The sequence below is a fragment of the Streptomyces sp. NPDC007971 genome (assembly GCF_042958635.1).
Lineage (GTDB): Bacteria > Actinomycetota > Actinomycetes > Streptomycetales > Streptomycetaceae > Streptomyces.
Genome location: NZ_JBIBJK010000003.1, coordinates 25,831 through 40,116, shown reverse-complemented (window position 1 = coordinate 40,116; position 14,286 = coordinate 25,831). Strand labels below are relative to the sequence as shown.

Sequence of the window (14,286 nt, the reverse complement as noted above, 5' to 3'; positions counted from 1 at the left end):
CTCCTTAAGCCCTGGTGCGTCGCGCCGCAGCCTGAGTGATCCGGTCGAACATGACTCCGAGCAGTACGATGGCGAGTCCCGCCGCCAGCCCCTTTCCGTACAGCTCTCCCTGCGAGAATCCGGCCACGACGTCGTAGCCGAGGGCGCCGGCCCCTACCAGGCCGCCCACCACAACCATCGACAGCACGTAGATCAGCCCCTGGTTCGTCGCGAGAGTCAGGGCGCTGCGTGCCATCGGCAGCTGGACCTTGGTGATGATCTGCCAGGTGTTGCACCCGGCCGAGGTGGCCGCCTCCACGGTGGACTCGGGCACGCTCCGCACACCGTCCGCGATGATCTTGATCGCGACGGGCGCCGCGTAGACGACGGCCGCGACGATCGCGGTGAACCGGGTGGCGCCGAAGAGGGCCAGGAACGGCACGAGATAGACGAACGGCGGCATGACCTGAGCGGCGTCGAGAGTGGGTCGCACCAGCCGGTCCACGAGCGGGCTGCGTCCCATCCACACGCCGAAGACGGCACCGAGCAGCATCACCAGCAGCGTGGCCACGGCGGTCGAGGCGAGGGTCGTCATGCTGTCCGACCACAGGCCGGTGCCGACGAGCAGCCCGACGCACACGGCGGCGGTCACGCCGGCGCGCCAGCCGCCGAGCACCGCGCCGAGCGCGACCAGGACGGCGCCGACGAGCCACCACGGGGAGTCGGTGAGCAGCGTCTGGAACGGGTTGAGCAGGCCGTTGGTGAGGGCGTCCCGAAGGGCGTTGGTCAGGCCCGAGAGATGGTCCTGCAGCCAGGTGGTCGTGGTGTCGGCCGCGCTCGCGATGTGACTGCCGGCGGTGCCGTTGCCGGGGAACTCGGCCGCCCAGACGAACGTGTGGGACAGGTAGACCAGAACGGCCACCGCGACTCCGCCCGCCGCCAGCAACGGCCCGCGCCACTTGAGGAGGTGGCCGCCCCTGCGGCGGGCCGCCTCGGCGCGTCCGGCCGCCGCCGTGGTGACCCGGTCGAGCACGATGGCCATGACGACGATGGCGAGGCCGGCGTTGAAGGCGGTGCCGACGTCGAGTGACTGCAGGGCCTGCACGACGGTCTTGCCGAGGCCCGGCGCGTCGATCAGGGCGGCGATGGTCACCATGGCCAGGGCGGCCATGATGGTCTGGTTGACGCCCATGACCACGGTGCGCTTGGACATCGGCAGCAGTACTTTCAGCAGTTGCTGCGACCTGGTCGTGCCGAGCGAGTCCGCCGCCTCGACGGTGGTCTTCGGTACGGAGCGGATGGCGTGCGCGGTGATGCGGATGGCGGGCGGTGCCGCGTAGATCACCGTGGTGATCACGGCGGAGGCCCCGCCGATGAGGAAGATCAGGGTCAGCGGAGCCAGGTAGACGAAGGTGGGCATCGTCTGCATGAAGTCCAGGACGGGTGTCATGATCCGGTTGAACCGGTCGGAGAGACCCGCCCACACACCGAGCGGGATGCCGATGAGCAACGCCACGAAGACCGCCGAGAGGGTCAGCGCCAGCGTGTCCATGCTCTCCTGCCACAGGCCCTGCAGCCCGAAGAAGGTGAAACCCGCCACCGCCAGGAGGGCGACCCGCCAGTTGCCCACGGCCCAGGAGACGTAGCCGGTGAGTCCGACGACGCCGAGCCAGCCGATCTGCGGGACCGGACGGCTGCCGGTGGGCTGGGAGACCAGGGACTGGACGAACGTCACCAGGTTGTCGATGACCAGGCGGATCTCGTTGAAGAAGTACAGGAAGAGCGGGTTGGAGTTGCGGTTGGCTCCGATGCTGTCGTTGACGTCGTTCAACCAGCGGTGCAGGCCGGTGAGGTCGGCGGCGGCGAGCGTCAGCGTCTGCCGGCCGCGCAGCACGGCGAAGAGCACCAGCCAGGCGACCAGGATCGCCGCCAGCACCATGGGGCGGCCGACCTTGCGGGCAGCCGGCGCGGCCACCGCAGGCGGGACCTTGTCGGTCCTCTCGGGCTTCTCCAGGACTGTGGCCATCACACGCCGCCTTCCTGCCCGGCCACCACCGCGAGGATCTCCTCGTCGCCCACGATGCCCAGCAGTTTCCCGTTCTCGACGACCTTGACCGGCTTTTCGGCGGCGAGCACCGCACGGGTGGCCTCGCGCACCACGACGTCCGGGCCGAACTCGGGGCCGTCGAGGGCGTCGTCGGGCTGCGCGGGGCGCATGATCCAGCGCAGGGTCAGGACGTCGCCGCGCGGCACGTCCTTGACGAAGTCCCGTACGTAGTCGTCGGCGGGGGCGCCCACGAGTTCGTCGCCGGTGCCGCACTGGACCATCCTGCCGTCGCGCATGATCAGGATGCGGTCGCCCAGCTTCAGGGCCTCGGAGAGGTCGTGGGTGATGAAGACCATGGTCTTGCCGACCTCGTGGTGCAGGCGGATGACCTCGCTCTGCATGTCGCGGCGGATCAGCGGGTCGAGCGCGGAGAACGGTTCGTCGAAGAAGAGGACGTCGGGGTCGCCGGCGAGGGCGCGGGCGAGACCGACGCGCTGCTGCATGCCGCCGGAGAGCTGGTCCGGGTAGGAGTTCTCGTAGCCGGCCAGACCCACCAGTTCGACGACCTCCAGGGCTTTCCTGGTGCGCTCGGCCTTGCCCATGCCACGGATCTCCAGGCCGAACGCCACGTTGTCGACGACCCTGCGGTGCGGCAGCAGCCCGAAGTGCTGGAAGACCATGGAGAACTTGCTGCGCCGCAGTTCGCGCAGCCGTCTGGGGTCCGCGCCCCGGATGTCCTCGCCCTCGAAGACGATCTCGCCGGCGGTGGGTTCGATCAGCCGGGTCAGACATCGCACCAGGGTGGACTTGCCGGAACCGGACAGACCCATGACGACGAAGACCTCACCGGGCGACACCTCGAAGTTGAGGTCGCGCACGGCGGCGGTGCACCCGGTCCGGTCCATGAGCTCCCGGCGGGTGAGTCCGCACAGTTCCTCGGAGTCCGGTACCTGGTCGGCCTTCGGCCCGAACACCTTCCACAGCCGGCGCACGGAGATGACCGGGGTGCGGTCCTGGGGGTCCTGGGACGTGTCGCGCCGCTGCGACACCTCGGTCTGTGCTGGGGTCACGATCGACCTCTTTTCGGCGTTCAGCCGCGGAACCAGTGCTGCGGCCGGGGTTGGATGTTCTGCCAGACGTGCTTGGGCTCTCGGTATTCGTCGAGTCCGGTCGGTCCCAGCTCCCGGCCCACGCCCGAGTGCCCGAAGCCACCCCATTCCGCTTGCGGCACATAGGGGTGGTAGTCGTTGATCCACACCGTGCCGTGACGCAGCCGCCGGGCGACCCGTTGGGCCTTGCCCGCGTCCTGCGTCCAGACGGCTCCGGCGAGTCCGTACTCCGTGTCGTTGGCGATGCGGACGGCGTCGTCCTCGTCGTGGAACCGCTCGACGGTGAGCACGGGGCCGAAGGACTCCTCGTGCACCACGCGCATGTCCTGCCGGCACTCGTCGAGGACGGTGGGCGGGTAGTAGAAGCCGTCCGCCAGGGCGGGGTCGTCGGGGCGCTCGCCGCCGCAGCGCAGTACGGCGCCCTCGGCGAGGCCGGCGGCGACGTACGCCTCCACCTTCTCCCGGTGCTGCGCGGAGATGAGCGCCCCGGTCTCCGCCTCGGGGTCGAAGGGACCGCCGAGCCGGATCAGTCGGGCGCGGCGTACGACCTCGTCGACGAAGGCGTCGTGGAGGGAGTCCTCGACGATCAGGCGGGCGCCGGCCGAGCAGACCTGCCCGGAGTGCAGGAAGACGGCGGTGAGCGCGAAGTCCACGGCGGTCTCGAAGTCCGCGTCCGCGAAGACCACGTTCGGGTTCTTGCCGCCGAGTTCCAGTGCGACCTTCTTCACCGTGGCGGCAGCGGTGGCCATGATGTGCCGCCCGGTCGCCAGGCCGCCGGTGAAGGACACCATGTCGACGGCCGGGTCCTCGGAGAGCGGGGCGCCCACCTCGGGGCCGCTGCCCAGGACGAGGTTGGCGGCGCCGGCCGGCAGCCCGGCCTCGTGCAGGGCCCGCATCAGGAGGATCGACGTGGAGGGCGTCAGTTCGCTGGGCTTGAGGACGACGGTGTTGCCCGCCAGGAGGGCGGGCGCGACCTTCCAGGACGCCTGCAGCAGGGGGTAGTTCCAGGGGGTGATCAGTCCGCAGACGCCGACGGGCTCGTAGGTGACCCGGCTGAGGGCGTCGTCGCGGCCGGTGTCCACCACCCGGCCGGCGCTGGTGCCGGCGATACCGCCGTAGTAGCGGAAGCAGGAGACGACGTCGGCGATGTCGTACTCGCTCTCGACCAGGCGCTTGCCGGTGTCGAGCGACTCGGCGCGGGCGAACTCCTTGGCGTCGCGCTCGATGGTGTCGGCGGTACGCAGCAGCAGGGCGCCGCGCTCACGTTCGGGGGTGTGCGGCCAGGGGCCGGTGTCGAAGGCACGGCGGGCCGCGGCGATCGCGGCCTCGGTGTCGGCCCGGGTGCCCTCGGCCACCCTCGCGACGAGCGTGCCGTCCGCCGGGCAGCGGATCTCCCGGTGACCGCCGGCCACCGCAGCGCGCCATTCTCCGTCCACATACAGATCTGCCACGCGCCGAGCCCTTCGAATGGAATTCGTTGCGCATTGTGCATTGAATTGCTTGTGGTGGAACACCCTGGCCGAATGGGCTGACATACGTCAAGGGGTTGGCGGATCCCGATTCGGCCATCACGACAGATGCCGCAACGCTCTTGACCGCGGGCGGCACGAACCCCACCCTTGTTGCGCATCGCTCACCATGTTGTGCCATACGCACCAAGGGAGGCTCTACATGTCCCCTCGACCGCACCCCGGCCGTGAGTACGTCCTCACTCTCTCGTGTCCGGACACGGCCGGACTGGTCCACGCAGTGAGCGGCTTCCTCGTCAGGAACTCCGGCAACATCCTGCAGAGCCAGCAGTTCGACGACCGGCTCCAGGACCGCTTCTTCATGAGGGTCCACTTCGACGTCTCCGATCCGGACGTCGATCTGGCAGTACTGCGTCACCGGTTCGGCCCGGTCGCCGAGGCCCACGGGATCACCTGGACCCTCCGGGACGCCGCGACCCCGACCCGGACGCTGATCATGGTGTCCAGGTTCGGCCACTGCCTCAACGACCTGCTCTTCCGCTGCCGCAGCGGCGCCCTGAACATCGAGATCCCGGCCATCGTCTCCAACCACCGCGACTTCGAGGGGCTGGCGGAGACGTACGGCATCCCCTTCCACCACGTCCCGGTGACCAGGGACACCAAGCCCGAGGCGGAGGCACGCCTGCTGGAGCTGGTACGGGAGCTGAACGTCGATCTGGTGGTCCTGGCCCGCTACATGCAGGTCCTCTCCGACGACCTGTGCAAGGAGCTGGAGGGCCGCGCCATCAACATCCACCACTCGTTCCTGCCGAGCTTCAAGGGCGCGAAGCCCTACCAGCAGGCCTACGAACGCGGGGTGAAGCTGGTCGGCGCGACGGCGCACTATGTGACGCCCGACCTGGACGAGGGCCAGATCATCGAGCAGGACGTGATCCGGGTGGACCACTCCCTGGACCCCGACGATCTGGTCACCGTGGGCCGCGACGTGGAGGCACAGGTACTGGCCCACGCGGTGAAGTGGCACACCGAGAGCCGCGTCATGGTGGAGGGGAACCGCACGGTGGTCTTCCGCTGAACGGCACATCGACGGGGGCGGGGCCGGATTCCGGCCCCGCCCCCGTTCGTGTCCGCCTTCAGCCGCCGAGCCGGTCCGCCAAGGCGCGGCGCCACCGCTCCGTCTCGGCGATCTGGTTGAACGTGAAGACGTGCAGGCCCGCCACCCGAGCCGACGGCACGGCGAGCGCCTCCGCGCTGCGGTCGAGCAGCCTCTCGGGCACGTACCCCCCGGGTGTCGCGAACCGCAGGAACCAGGACGGGTGCTTGGTCAGGAAGCGCGTGGACTCCCCCACCCCGATCTTCGTCGCCATGGACAGCAGCTTCGCGCGCTGCACCGGTCCGGCGACGCCCACGTGCACGGGCAGCGTGACGTCACGGCGTCGTATCCGGGCGATCCAGTCGCCGAGCACGCGCGGATCGAAGCACAGGTTGCTGACGATGTACGTGGCGTGCGCGCGCTTGTCCCACATCGCCTGGATGGTGACGTCGTCGTGGATGAGCGGATGGCTCTCGGGGTATCCGGTGATCCCCAGGTGCGCGAAGGGCCCGCCCAGCTCGTCCAGTCGGCGCAGCACCGGCAGGGCCCCGTCGTACGGCCCGGCCGGCGGGTCGGCGTCGCCCGCCGGGACGAAGACGTCGTCGACGCCCACCGTGCGCAGCCGCTCGACGACGTCCTTGAGGTGCGTGTCGTCCCGCAGCAGCCGCGCGGGCACGTGCGGCACGACACGGTAGCCGCGTGCCGTGAGCCGCTCGGTGAGGCCGAGGGTCGGTTCCAGGCCCTTGACCGGCGACGCCGTGACCGTGACCACGACGTCGCGCGGGACATGGGCGAGGACCTTCTCCTCGGTCGCCTTCGCAGGCAGCACCTCGTAGCGGACGCGGCTCAGCAGTGCCCGCAGGGCCACGGCAGCCAAGGCCTACCCGGCCTGCTGGTGGGCGTCGGGGTGGCGGTAGTAGGCGGCCTTGGAGGGCGCCTCCGGCTCCTTGCCGAGGATCAGGTCGGCCGCCTTCTCGGCGACCATCATCACCGGCGCGTAGATGTTGCCGTTGGTGACGTAGGGCATCACCGAGGCGTCGACGACCCGCAGCCCCTCCAGCCCGTGCACCCGCATGCTCAGCGGGTCGACGACCGCCATGTCATCGGTGCCCATCTTGCAGGTGCACGAGGGGTGCAGGGCGGTCTCGCCCTCCTTGGCGACCCACGCAAGGATCTCCTCGTCGGTCTCGACGGAGGGTCCGGGCGAGATCTCGCCGTCGTTGTAGGGGGCGAGTGCCGGCTGGTTGAGCAGCTTGCGGGCCACGCGGATCGCCTCGACCCACTCCCGGCGGTCCTGCTCGGTGGAGAGGTAGTTGAAGCGCAGAGCCGGGTGTTCCCGCGGGTCCTTGCTCCTGATCTTCACGGAGCCGATGGCGTCGGAGTACATGGGGCCGACGTGCACCTGATAGCCGTGGCCGCCCGACGGCGAGGAGCCGTCGTAGCGGACCGCGACCGGCAGGAAGTGGAACATCAGGTTGGGATAGTCCACGTCCTCGTTGCTGCGGGCGAAGCCGCCGGCCTCGAAGTGGTTGGTCGCGGCCGGACCCTTGCGGAAGAGCCACTGGAGCCCGATGAAGGGGGCACGCCACTTCGCCATGTACGGCTGCATGGAGACGGGCTGCCTGCAGCCGTACTGGACGTACACCTCCAGGTGGTCCTGCAGGTTCTCGCCGACGCCCGGCAGGTCGTGGACGACGTCGATGCCCAGGGCGGACAGCTCGGCGGCGTTGCCGACGCCGGAGAGCTGAAGCAGTTGCGGGGAGTTGACGGCGCCGCCGCACAGAATGACTTCCCCTGCGCGGACCTGCCGGACCGGGCCCCGGCCGCGCTGGTACTCGACGCCCACGGCCCGCTTGCCCTCGAAGAGCACCTTGGTGACCAGGGCGCGGGTGGTGACGGTGAGGTTGGGCCGCTTCATGACGGGCTTGAGGTACGCCTTGGAGGCCGACAGACGGCGTCCGCGATGGACATTGCGATCGAACTTCGCGAAACCTTCCTGCCGGTAGCCGTTGACGTCGTCGGTGGGGGCGTAGCCCGCCTCCTGGGTGGCCTTGAGGAAGGCGCCGAACAGCGGGTTCGTGGCGGGGCCGCGTTCGAGGACGAGGGGGCCGTCGTGGCCGCGGAACTCGTCGTCGGGGTCGGCCGCGAGACAGTTCTCCATCCGCCGGAAGTACGGCAGGCAGTGCGCGTAGTCCCAGGTCTCCATCCCCGGGTCGGCAGCCCAGCGCTCGTAGTCCATGGGGTTGCCGCGCTGGAAGATCATGCCGTTGATGCTGCTGGAGCCGCCCAGGACCTTGCCGCGGGCGTGGTAGATGCGCCGGCCGCCCATGTGGGGCTCGGGCTCGGACTCGTACTTCCAGTCGTACAAGCGGCTGCCGATGGGGTACGTCAGCGCCGCGGGCATGTGGATGAACACGTCCCAGGGGTAGTCGGACCGGCCCGCCTCCAGCACGAGCACCCGGTTTCCGGGGTCGGCCGAGAGCCGGTTCGCCAGTGCGCTGCCGGCTGATCCACCGCCGACGATGACGAAGTCGTAGTGCAGGGGAGCCATGGTGCCTCGTCTCGCTCGCTCGCGCCGTCGATACGCGAGGCATGCTAATACGGGTATCGCTATACGCACTAGGTTGCGAACCGCGCAACTTGCGGGGTCTTCGTTTCCGGCGAGTTACTTGCAAGTGTGTTGTTTACTGCGCGTATAGTTCCGCTATGAGCAACTACAGTCCGGATAGCGAAACGACCAGCCCGCAGTCCGGCGGGGTGCAGTCCGTCGACCGGGCCATCAGCGTCCTCGAGATCCTGGCCCAGCGCGGCGAAGCGGGCGTGAGCGAGGTGGCCGCCGAGATCGATGTCCACAAGTCGACCGCGTTCCGTCTGCTCGGCGCCCTGGAGGCGCGCGGTCTCGTGGAGCAGTCGGGCGAGCGCGGCAAGTACCGGCTCGGCTTCGGCATCGTACGCCTGGCCGGGGCGGTCACGGGACGTCTCGACATCACTCAGCAGGGCCGTCCGGTCTGTGAGCGACTCGCGGAAGAGATCGGCGAGACGGTCAACATCGCCGTCATGCAGGAGCACTACGCGATCAACCTCTACCAGGTGCGCGGCCCGGCCGCCGTCGCCGCGCACAACTGGGTCGGCGAGCTGACCCCACTGCACGCCACCTCCAGCGGCAAGATCATGCTGGCCCACCTGCCCGCCAAGGAGCGCGCCGCACTGCTGGCGGATGCCGGCCTGAAGAAGGTGACCCCCCACACGATCTCCTCGAAGGCGAAACTCGAGAAGAACCTCGCCGAGGCCCGGGAGCGCGGCTACTCCCGGACGCTGGAGGAGCTGGAGATCGGGCTGCACGCCATGGCCGCGCCGATCCGTGACCGGGAGGGCCAGGTCATCGCGTCGATCAGCGCCTCCGGGCCCTCGTACCGGTTCACCGAGGAGCGCATGCACGAGCTGGCTCCGGTGCTGGTCAAGGGTGCGGAGGAGATCAGCCATCGCATGGGCTACCTGGGCTGAGCGCACCGGCAGGGCCGCCGAGGGGCCCGCGTGCGCCGACGCGGGCCGCGGGCACCCGCCCCTGCGCTACTCCGGCTGCCGCGCACCCAGACGCTCGTGCACCCAGTCGTGGAAGGCGCCGATGTGGTGCTCACTGGGGACGAGCACACCGCCCTTGGCGTACAGCCGCGAGCTCATGCCGGGCTGGGTGCGCTCACAGGCGTCGAAGTCCTGGCGGTTGACCCGGTCGAAGAGCTCCACGGACCGGCTGACGTCCTTGCCGCTCTCCACCACGCCGGGCAGGTAGAGCCAGTCGCACTCGACGACCGTGCGGTCGACGGCCACCGGGTACATGCGGTGGAAGATCACATGGTCGGGCACGAGGTTGATGAAGACCTGCGGCTTGACCGTGATCGCGTAGTACCGGCGGTCCTGCTCCTCGGACACCCCCGGGATGCGGTCCAGGCCCTCCGAGCCGTCGACGGTGAAGCCCTGGATCTCCGTACCGAACTCGGCACCGTGGCCGACGTAGTACTGGGCGGCGTATCCGTCGGCGAACTCGGGCAGGACCTCGGTGAGTTCGGGGTGGATCGTGGCGCAGTGGTAGCACTCCATGAAGTTCTCGATGATGAGCTTCCAGTTCGCCTTGACGTCGTAGACGATCCGCCTGCCCACCGAGAGGTTCGCGATGTCGTAGCGCTCGATCGACTCCACGTCGCCGAGGCGGCCGACGACCTCGCCGACGACGTCCTCCTCGAAGGAGGGCGGGTTCTCCGCCAGGCAGACCCAGACGTAGCCGAGCCATTCCCGGACGGCCACACCCACCAGGCCGAACTCGGTGCGGCCGACATCGGGCATCTTGGTGAGGTTGGGTGCCGCGACCAGCTTGCCGTCGAGGTCGTAGGTCCAGGCGTGGTACGGGCACTGGAAGGCGCGCCTGACCTCGCCCGTCCCGTCGGTGCAGAGCTTGGCTCCGCGGTGCCGGCAGACGTTGAAGTAGGCGCGGACCGAGTTGTCCCGGGCCCGGGTCACGAGGATGCTCTCGCGACCCACGTCGACGGTGCGGAAGGCTCCGGGCTTCGGCAGGTCCGATGCCCGCGCGACGCAGAACCACATCGCCTCGAAGATGCGCTCCTGCTCCTGGGCGAAGAAGCCGGGATCCGTGTACGCGGAGCCGGGGAGCGTGGCGATCAGGCTGTCCGGCAGGTTTGTCGAGGTCAACGCTGCACTCCTCGGGAAACGTCGTGGAATGGGCAGTCACGCGCCGGGAAGAGCGACTTCGGACGGCGTTGTGTATGAAGCAACGCTGCGTGTGATGTGCAACGCAGCATCGGATGTCGCAAGCACGGTGTCAAGACGCGGCGGCGGTGAACTGCTTGCGCCAGCGGGTGAACAACCTCGGTTGGTTCATCCCGAGCACGGCGACCGGCCGGCCGGCCCGCCGGTAGACGGCCAGGAAACTGCGGTCGCCGGTCGCACCTTCCTCGACCGTCACGCTGTCGGCCCCGGCGGCGTGGCCGACGAACTGGATCTTCACGCCGTACTGATCGGACCAGAAGTACGCAGGCCTGGGCACACCCGGTTCCGTTGCGCCGTGCGCGAGCAGCGCGGCCACGGCGGCATCGGGACGTTCCAGCGCGCCGGTCCAGTGCTCGACCCTGCGATGGAGACCGGTGTGCGGGTCGTACCAGTTGGCGCAGTCACCCACGGCGACCACCTCGGCAAGAGCGGTGCGGCCGTCGGCGCCGCACTTCACGCCGTTGTCGAGTGCGACACCGGAGCCCTGCAGCCACTCGACGCAAGGACGCGCGCCCACGCCGACGACGACGGTGTCGGCCGGAACGCTGCGACCGTCCTCCAGCAGTACGGCATCCACCCGGCGCTCCCCGCTCAGCCCCTTGACCCCCACCCCGCACAGCAGCCGTACGCCGTGATCTGCGTGGAGGGCGGAGACGATGGCGCCCATGACCTCGCCGAGCGGGCCGGCCAGCGGTGTCGGCGCCGCCTCGACCACGGTGACGTCGAGGCCGAGAGCGTAGGCCGTGGAGGCGACCTCGGCGCCGATGAAACCGCCGCCGATCACCACCAGCCGTCCGCCCCGGGCCAGTTCGTCCCGCAGGGCGCGGGCGTCGTCGAGGGTGCGCAGCGCATGGACTCCGGCGAGGCCCTCGGTGCCGGGCAGGGTACGGGCGGCCGCGCCGGTCGCGATGACCACGCCGTCGGCGCGCAGCTCCCGGCCGTCGGCGAGCCGGATCGCCCGCTCGGCGCGGTCGAGTCCGGTGGCGCGGACGCCGAGCACCCACTCCGCCCGGAGGTCCTCGTCGTCCCTCTCCAGTGCCAGATCCGCTTCGCCGACGGCGCCGGCCAGGAACTCCTTGGACAACGGCGGCCTGTCGTACGGGCGGTGGGGCTCGTCGCCGATGACGACCAGCCGGCCGTCGTACCCCCGTTTCCGCAGCGAGCGCGCGGCCGACAGACCGGCCAGTGAGGCGCCCACCACGGCCACGGTCCTCACGCGGGGCCCTTGGCCAGGCGGGCGGCGATGCACGGCGGCAGGTTGGGCGCCTCCGTGGACACTCGCACATAGACCGTTCCGTCCTCGACGACGACCTCGTGCGTGCGGACCGGGAGCCTGGCCGGCGGGGCGTCCACGGCTCCGGTCCTCAGGTCGAACTTCGAGGCGTGCAGCGGGCATTCCACCTCGCAGCCCTCCAGCCAGCCGTCGGCGAGCGAGGCGTCCTGGTGGGTGCAGGTGTCGTCGATGGCGAAGAGCTCGCCGTCATCGGTGTGGAACACCGAGACCGGCGGGTCGATGTCGAGCCGGTGGGCCTCGCCTCGCGGCAGATCCGCGAGACGGCACGCGGGAATCATCATGACACCTCGGTGCGTATAGCGAAACGGATTGCGATTAGCGCAACGTCAGTTTGGGGGCCGCGCCAAAGCCTTGTCAAGGCGTCCAAGGGTCGGTTTGAGGCGGCCGCGAAGGCGGTTTTCCAGGCACGCCGAAGCACCCCGGACAACTGGGCTGACCAGGGAGAACAGTCTCCGCACAGGGGCGCGACGGCCTCGCCGCCGACGGCGGTGCGAGGGACACCGGCACCGGGGCGAGGGCGTCGCCGGGCGGTCAGAAGCCGCGGTCGATCCACTCCTGGAGATGTGGCGCCTCGGCGCCGATCGTGGTGACCTCGCCGTGGCCGGTATGCACCACCGTGTCGTGCGGCAGCGCGAGGAGCCGTTCCCTGATCGACTCGATGATGGTGGGGAAGTCGCTGTACGACCTTCCCGTCGCCCCGGGACCGCCCGCGAAGAGCGTGTCGCCGCTGAACAGCGCCGCAAGTTCCGGTGCGTACAGACAGACGGCTCCCGGGGCGTGCCCCGGGGTGTGCAGCACGGCCAGCCGGACGCCCGCCACCGTGACGGTCTGCCCGTCGGTCAGCTCGCCGTCCGGCGTCCGGTCGGGATGGGTGTGCTTCCACAGCGGCAGATCGCCGGCGTGCAGCAGGACCGGGGCGCCGGTGCGGGCGGCCAGCTCGGGTGCGGCGTCGATGTGGTCGTTGTGCGCGTGGGTGCACACGATCGCGCGCAGGGTGCGGCCGCCGAGGGCCCGGACGATGGCGTCGGCGTCATGAGCGGCGTCGATGACGACCGCCTCACGGTCGTCACCGACGATCCACACGTTGTTGTCGACGGCCCAGGTGCCGCCGTCCAGGGAGAACGTCCCCGAGGTGACGAGGCGTTCGATGCGCGCGGCTGCCATCAGAGGACCACCACGGAGCGCAGGACGTCACCGTGGTGCATACGCTCGAAGGCCTTCTCGACCTCGTCGAGTGCGATGGTCTCGGTGACGAAGGCGTCCAGGTCGAGGCGGCCCTGCAGGTAGAGGTCGATCAGCATCGGGAAGTCGCGGGAGGGCAGGCAGTCGCCGTACCAGGACGACTTCAGCGACCCGCCCCGGCCGAACACGTCCAGCAGCGGCAGCTCCAGCTTCATCTGAGGGGTCGGTACGCCGACCAGCACCACCGTCCCGGCGAGATCGCGGGCGTAGAAGGCCTGCCGGTACGTCTCCGGACGGCCCACCGCCTCGATGACGACGTCGGCACCGAACCCCCCGGTCAGCTCGCGCACCGCCTCGACCGCGTCGGTCTCCTCGGAGTTGACCGTGTGGGTCGCGCCCAGCTTCTTCGCCGTGGCCAGCTTGCGGTCGTCGATGTCCACCGCGATGATCCTCGCCGCACCCGCCAGCTGCGATCCGACGATCGCCGCGTCGCCCACGCCGCCGCAGCCGATGACCGCCACGGTGTCGCCGCGTCCGACGTTGCCGGTGTTGATGGCCGCGCCGATGCCGGCCATCACCCCGCAGCCCAGCAGTCCGGCGGCGGCCGCCGACGCGGCCCGGTCCACCTTGGTGCACTGTCCGGCCGCCACCAACGTCTTCTCGGCGAAGGCACCGATACCCAGCGCCGGCGAGAGTTCCGTACCGTCGGTCAGGGTCATCCTCTGCTTCGCGTTGTGCGTGCTGAAGCAGTACCAGGGCCGTCCACGCAGACACGCACGGCACTGACCGCACACCGCGCGCCAGTTCAGGATCACGAAGTCACCGGGCGCCACGTCCGAGACACCTTCGCCCACCGACTCCACCACCCCCGCGGCCTCGTGCCCCAGCAGGAAGGGGAAGTCGTCACTGATGCCGCCCTCGCGGTAGTGCAGATCGGTGTGGCAGACGCCGCAGGCCTCGATCCTGACCAGTGCCTCTCCCGGGCCGGGGTCGGGCACGATGATCGTTTCCAGGCTGACGGGGGCGCCCTTGCTCCGTGCGACGACGGCACGGACCTGCTGAGACATGGCCACTCCTCGGCTGACAGAGGGTCGAGATGTTGCCTATTACGGTACGCATCTCGTGTTTCGCAACACAGCATCGCGGAGAGCCCAGCGGCGGTCAAGGATCCGTCACGCGATACGACACATGGCCGTGGGAGGGTCGTCCGAGCGAGAGCGGACCGCGTCGGCGCACGCCTCTTCCGCCGGGCCCGTGCAGCCACTTGCACGGGGGCAGCTTCCGGAACGACGGCCGGCCCGGCCTGGGGCACTGCGCGGACCGGGCGGGCT

At 69.9% G+C, this 14,286-nt stretch carries 12 protein-coding genes; 2 read left to right on the top strand and 10 right to left on the bottom strand.

Annotated elements, in window-relative coordinates; translation table 11 throughout:
* Nucleotides 1–4 precede the first annotated feature (4 nt).
* The 3 genes from ACFZCP_RS06980 to ACFZCP_RS06970 are packed head-to-tail and all read right to left on the bottom strand — an operon-like array spanning nt 5 to nt 4,586.
* Nucleotides 5–2,005: an ABC transporter permease subunit gene (locus ACFZCP_RS06980; protein WP_391424797.1), complete on the bottom strand. Its 2,001-nt coding sequence runs from the start codon at nt 2,003–2,005 to the stop codon at nt 5–7.
* Nucleotides 2,005–3,096: a betaine/proline/choline family ABC transporter ATP-binding protein gene (locus tag ACFZCP_RS06975; protein ID WP_391424796.1), complete on the bottom strand. Its 1,092-nt coding sequence runs from the start codon at nt 3,094–3,096 to the stop codon at nt 2,005–2,007. The genes ACFZCP_RS06980 and ACFZCP_RS06975 overlap by 1 nt, the downstream gene beginning before the upstream one ends.
* A 20-nt stretch (nt 3,097–3,116) precedes the next feature.
* A complete protein-coding gene (locus tag ACFZCP_RS06970; protein WP_391424795.1) occupies nt 3,117–4,586 on the bottom strand; it encodes an aldehyde dehydrogenase family protein in 1,470 nt (489 codons plus the stop codon).
* 220 nt (nt 4,587–4,806) lie between these two features.
* Between ACFZCP_RS06970 and purU the strand changes: the two genes are divergently transcribed.
* Nucleotides 4,807–5,679: a formyltetrahydrofolate deformylase gene (purU, locus tag ACFZCP_RS06965; protein ID WP_391424794.1), complete on the top strand. Its 873-nt coding sequence runs from the start codon at nt 4,807–4,809 to the stop codon at nt 5,677–5,679.
* 58 nt (nt 5,680–5,737) lie between these two features.
* Here purU and ACFZCP_RS06960 read toward each other — a convergent pair whose 3' ends face one another.
* Nucleotides 5,738–6,574: a 5,10-methylenetetrahydrofolate reductase gene (locus tag ACFZCP_RS06960; RefSeq protein WP_391424793.1), complete on the bottom strand. Its 837-nt coding sequence runs from the start codon at nt 6,572–6,574 to the stop codon at nt 5,738–5,740.
* A 3-nt stretch (nt 6,575–6,577) separates the two neighbouring features.
* Nucleotides 6,578–8,248: a choline dehydrogenase gene (betA, locus tag ACFZCP_RS06955; protein ID WP_391424791.1), complete on the bottom strand. Its 1,671-nt coding sequence runs from the start codon at nt 8,246–8,248 to the stop codon at nt 6,578–6,580.
* A gap of 155 nt (nt 8,249–8,403) precedes the next feature.
* On the opposite strand from betA, the gene ACFZCP_RS06950 reads away from it, so the two are divergent.
* Nucleotides 8,404–9,201 (top strand): IclR family transcriptional regulator C-terminal domain-containing protein, encoded by a 798-nt coding sequence (locus ACFZCP_RS06950; protein WP_391424789.1) that lies wholly within the window; start codon nt 8,404–8,406, stop codon nt 9,199–9,201.
* Between the two features lie 66 nt (nt 9,202–9,267).
* On the opposite strand, the gene ACFZCP_RS06945 is transcribed toward ACFZCP_RS06950, so the two are convergent.
* The 5 genes from ACFZCP_RS06945 to ACFZCP_RS06925 all read right to left on the bottom strand — a co-directional run bounded on the left by ACFZCP_RS06945 (nt 9,268) and on the right by ACFZCP_RS06925 (nt 14,022).
* Nucleotides 9,268–10,401: an SRPBCC family protein gene (locus ACFZCP_RS06945; protein WP_391424787.1), complete on the bottom strand. Its 1,134-nt coding sequence runs from the start codon at nt 10,399–10,401 to the stop codon at nt 9,268–9,270.
* A 130-nt stretch (nt 10,402–10,531) separates the two neighbouring features.
* Nucleotides 10,532–11,695: an FAD-dependent oxidoreductase gene (locus tag ACFZCP_RS06940; RefSeq protein ID WP_391424785.1), complete on the bottom strand. Its 1,164-nt coding sequence runs from the start codon at nt 11,693–11,695 to the stop codon at nt 10,532–10,534.
* The gene (locus ACFZCP_RS06935) at nt 11,692–12,054 is read right to left on the bottom strand and encodes a bifunctional 3-phenylpropionate/cinnamic acid dioxygenase ferredoxin subunit (protein WP_362684227.1); all 363 of its coding nucleotides are present in this window, start codon (nt 12,052–12,054) and stop codon (nt 11,692–11,694) included. Before ACFZCP_RS06935 ends, ACFZCP_RS06940 begins: the two co-directional genes overlap by 4 nt.
* Nucleotides 12,055–12,304: 250 nt before the next feature.
* The gene (locus ACFZCP_RS06930; protein ID WP_391424783.1) at nt 12,305–12,937 is read right to left on the bottom strand and encodes an MBL fold metallo-hydrolase; all 633 of its coding nucleotides are present in this window, start codon (nt 12,935–12,937) and stop codon (nt 12,305–12,307) included.
* Complete coding sequence (locus ACFZCP_RS06925; RefSeq protein WP_391424781.1) at nt 12,937–14,022, bottom strand: S-(hydroxymethyl)mycothiol dehydrogenase; 1,086 nt, start codon at nt 14,020–14,022, stop codon at nt 12,937–12,939. Before ACFZCP_RS06925 ends, ACFZCP_RS06930 begins: the two co-directional genes overlap by 1 nt.
* Nucleotides 14,023–14,286: the final 264 nt, after the last annotated feature.

Bases quoted from the DNA above. Each gene is read 5' to 3' on its own strand.
- purU (WP_391424794.1), top strand. From the start codon at position 4,807: ATGTCCCCTCGACCGCACCCCGGCCGTGAGTACGTCCTCACTCTCTCG.
- ACFZCP_RS06980 (WP_391424797.1), bottom strand. From the start codon at position 2,005: ATGGCCACAGTCCTGGAGAAGCCCGAGAGGACCGACAAGGTCCCGCCT.
- ACFZCP_RS06925 (WP_391424781.1), bottom strand. From the start codon at position 14,022: ATGTCTCAGCAGGTCCGTGCCGTCGTCGCACGGAGCAAGGGCGCCCCC.
- betA (WP_391424791.1), bottom strand. From the start codon at position 8,248: ATGGCTCCCCTGCACTACGACTTCGTCATCGTCGGCGGTGGATCAGCC.
- ACFZCP_RS06935 (WP_362684227.1), bottom strand. From the start codon at position 12,054: ATGATGATTCCCGCGTGCCGTCTCGCGGATCTGCCGCGAGGCGAGGCC.
- ACFZCP_RS06930 (WP_391424783.1), bottom strand. From the start codon at position 12,937: ATGGCAGCCGCGCGCATCGAACGCCTCGTCACCTCGGGGACGTTCTCC.
- ACFZCP_RS06950 (WP_391424789.1), top strand. From the start codon at position 8,404: ATGAGCAACTACAGTCCGGATAGCGAAACGACCAGCCCGCAGTCCGGC.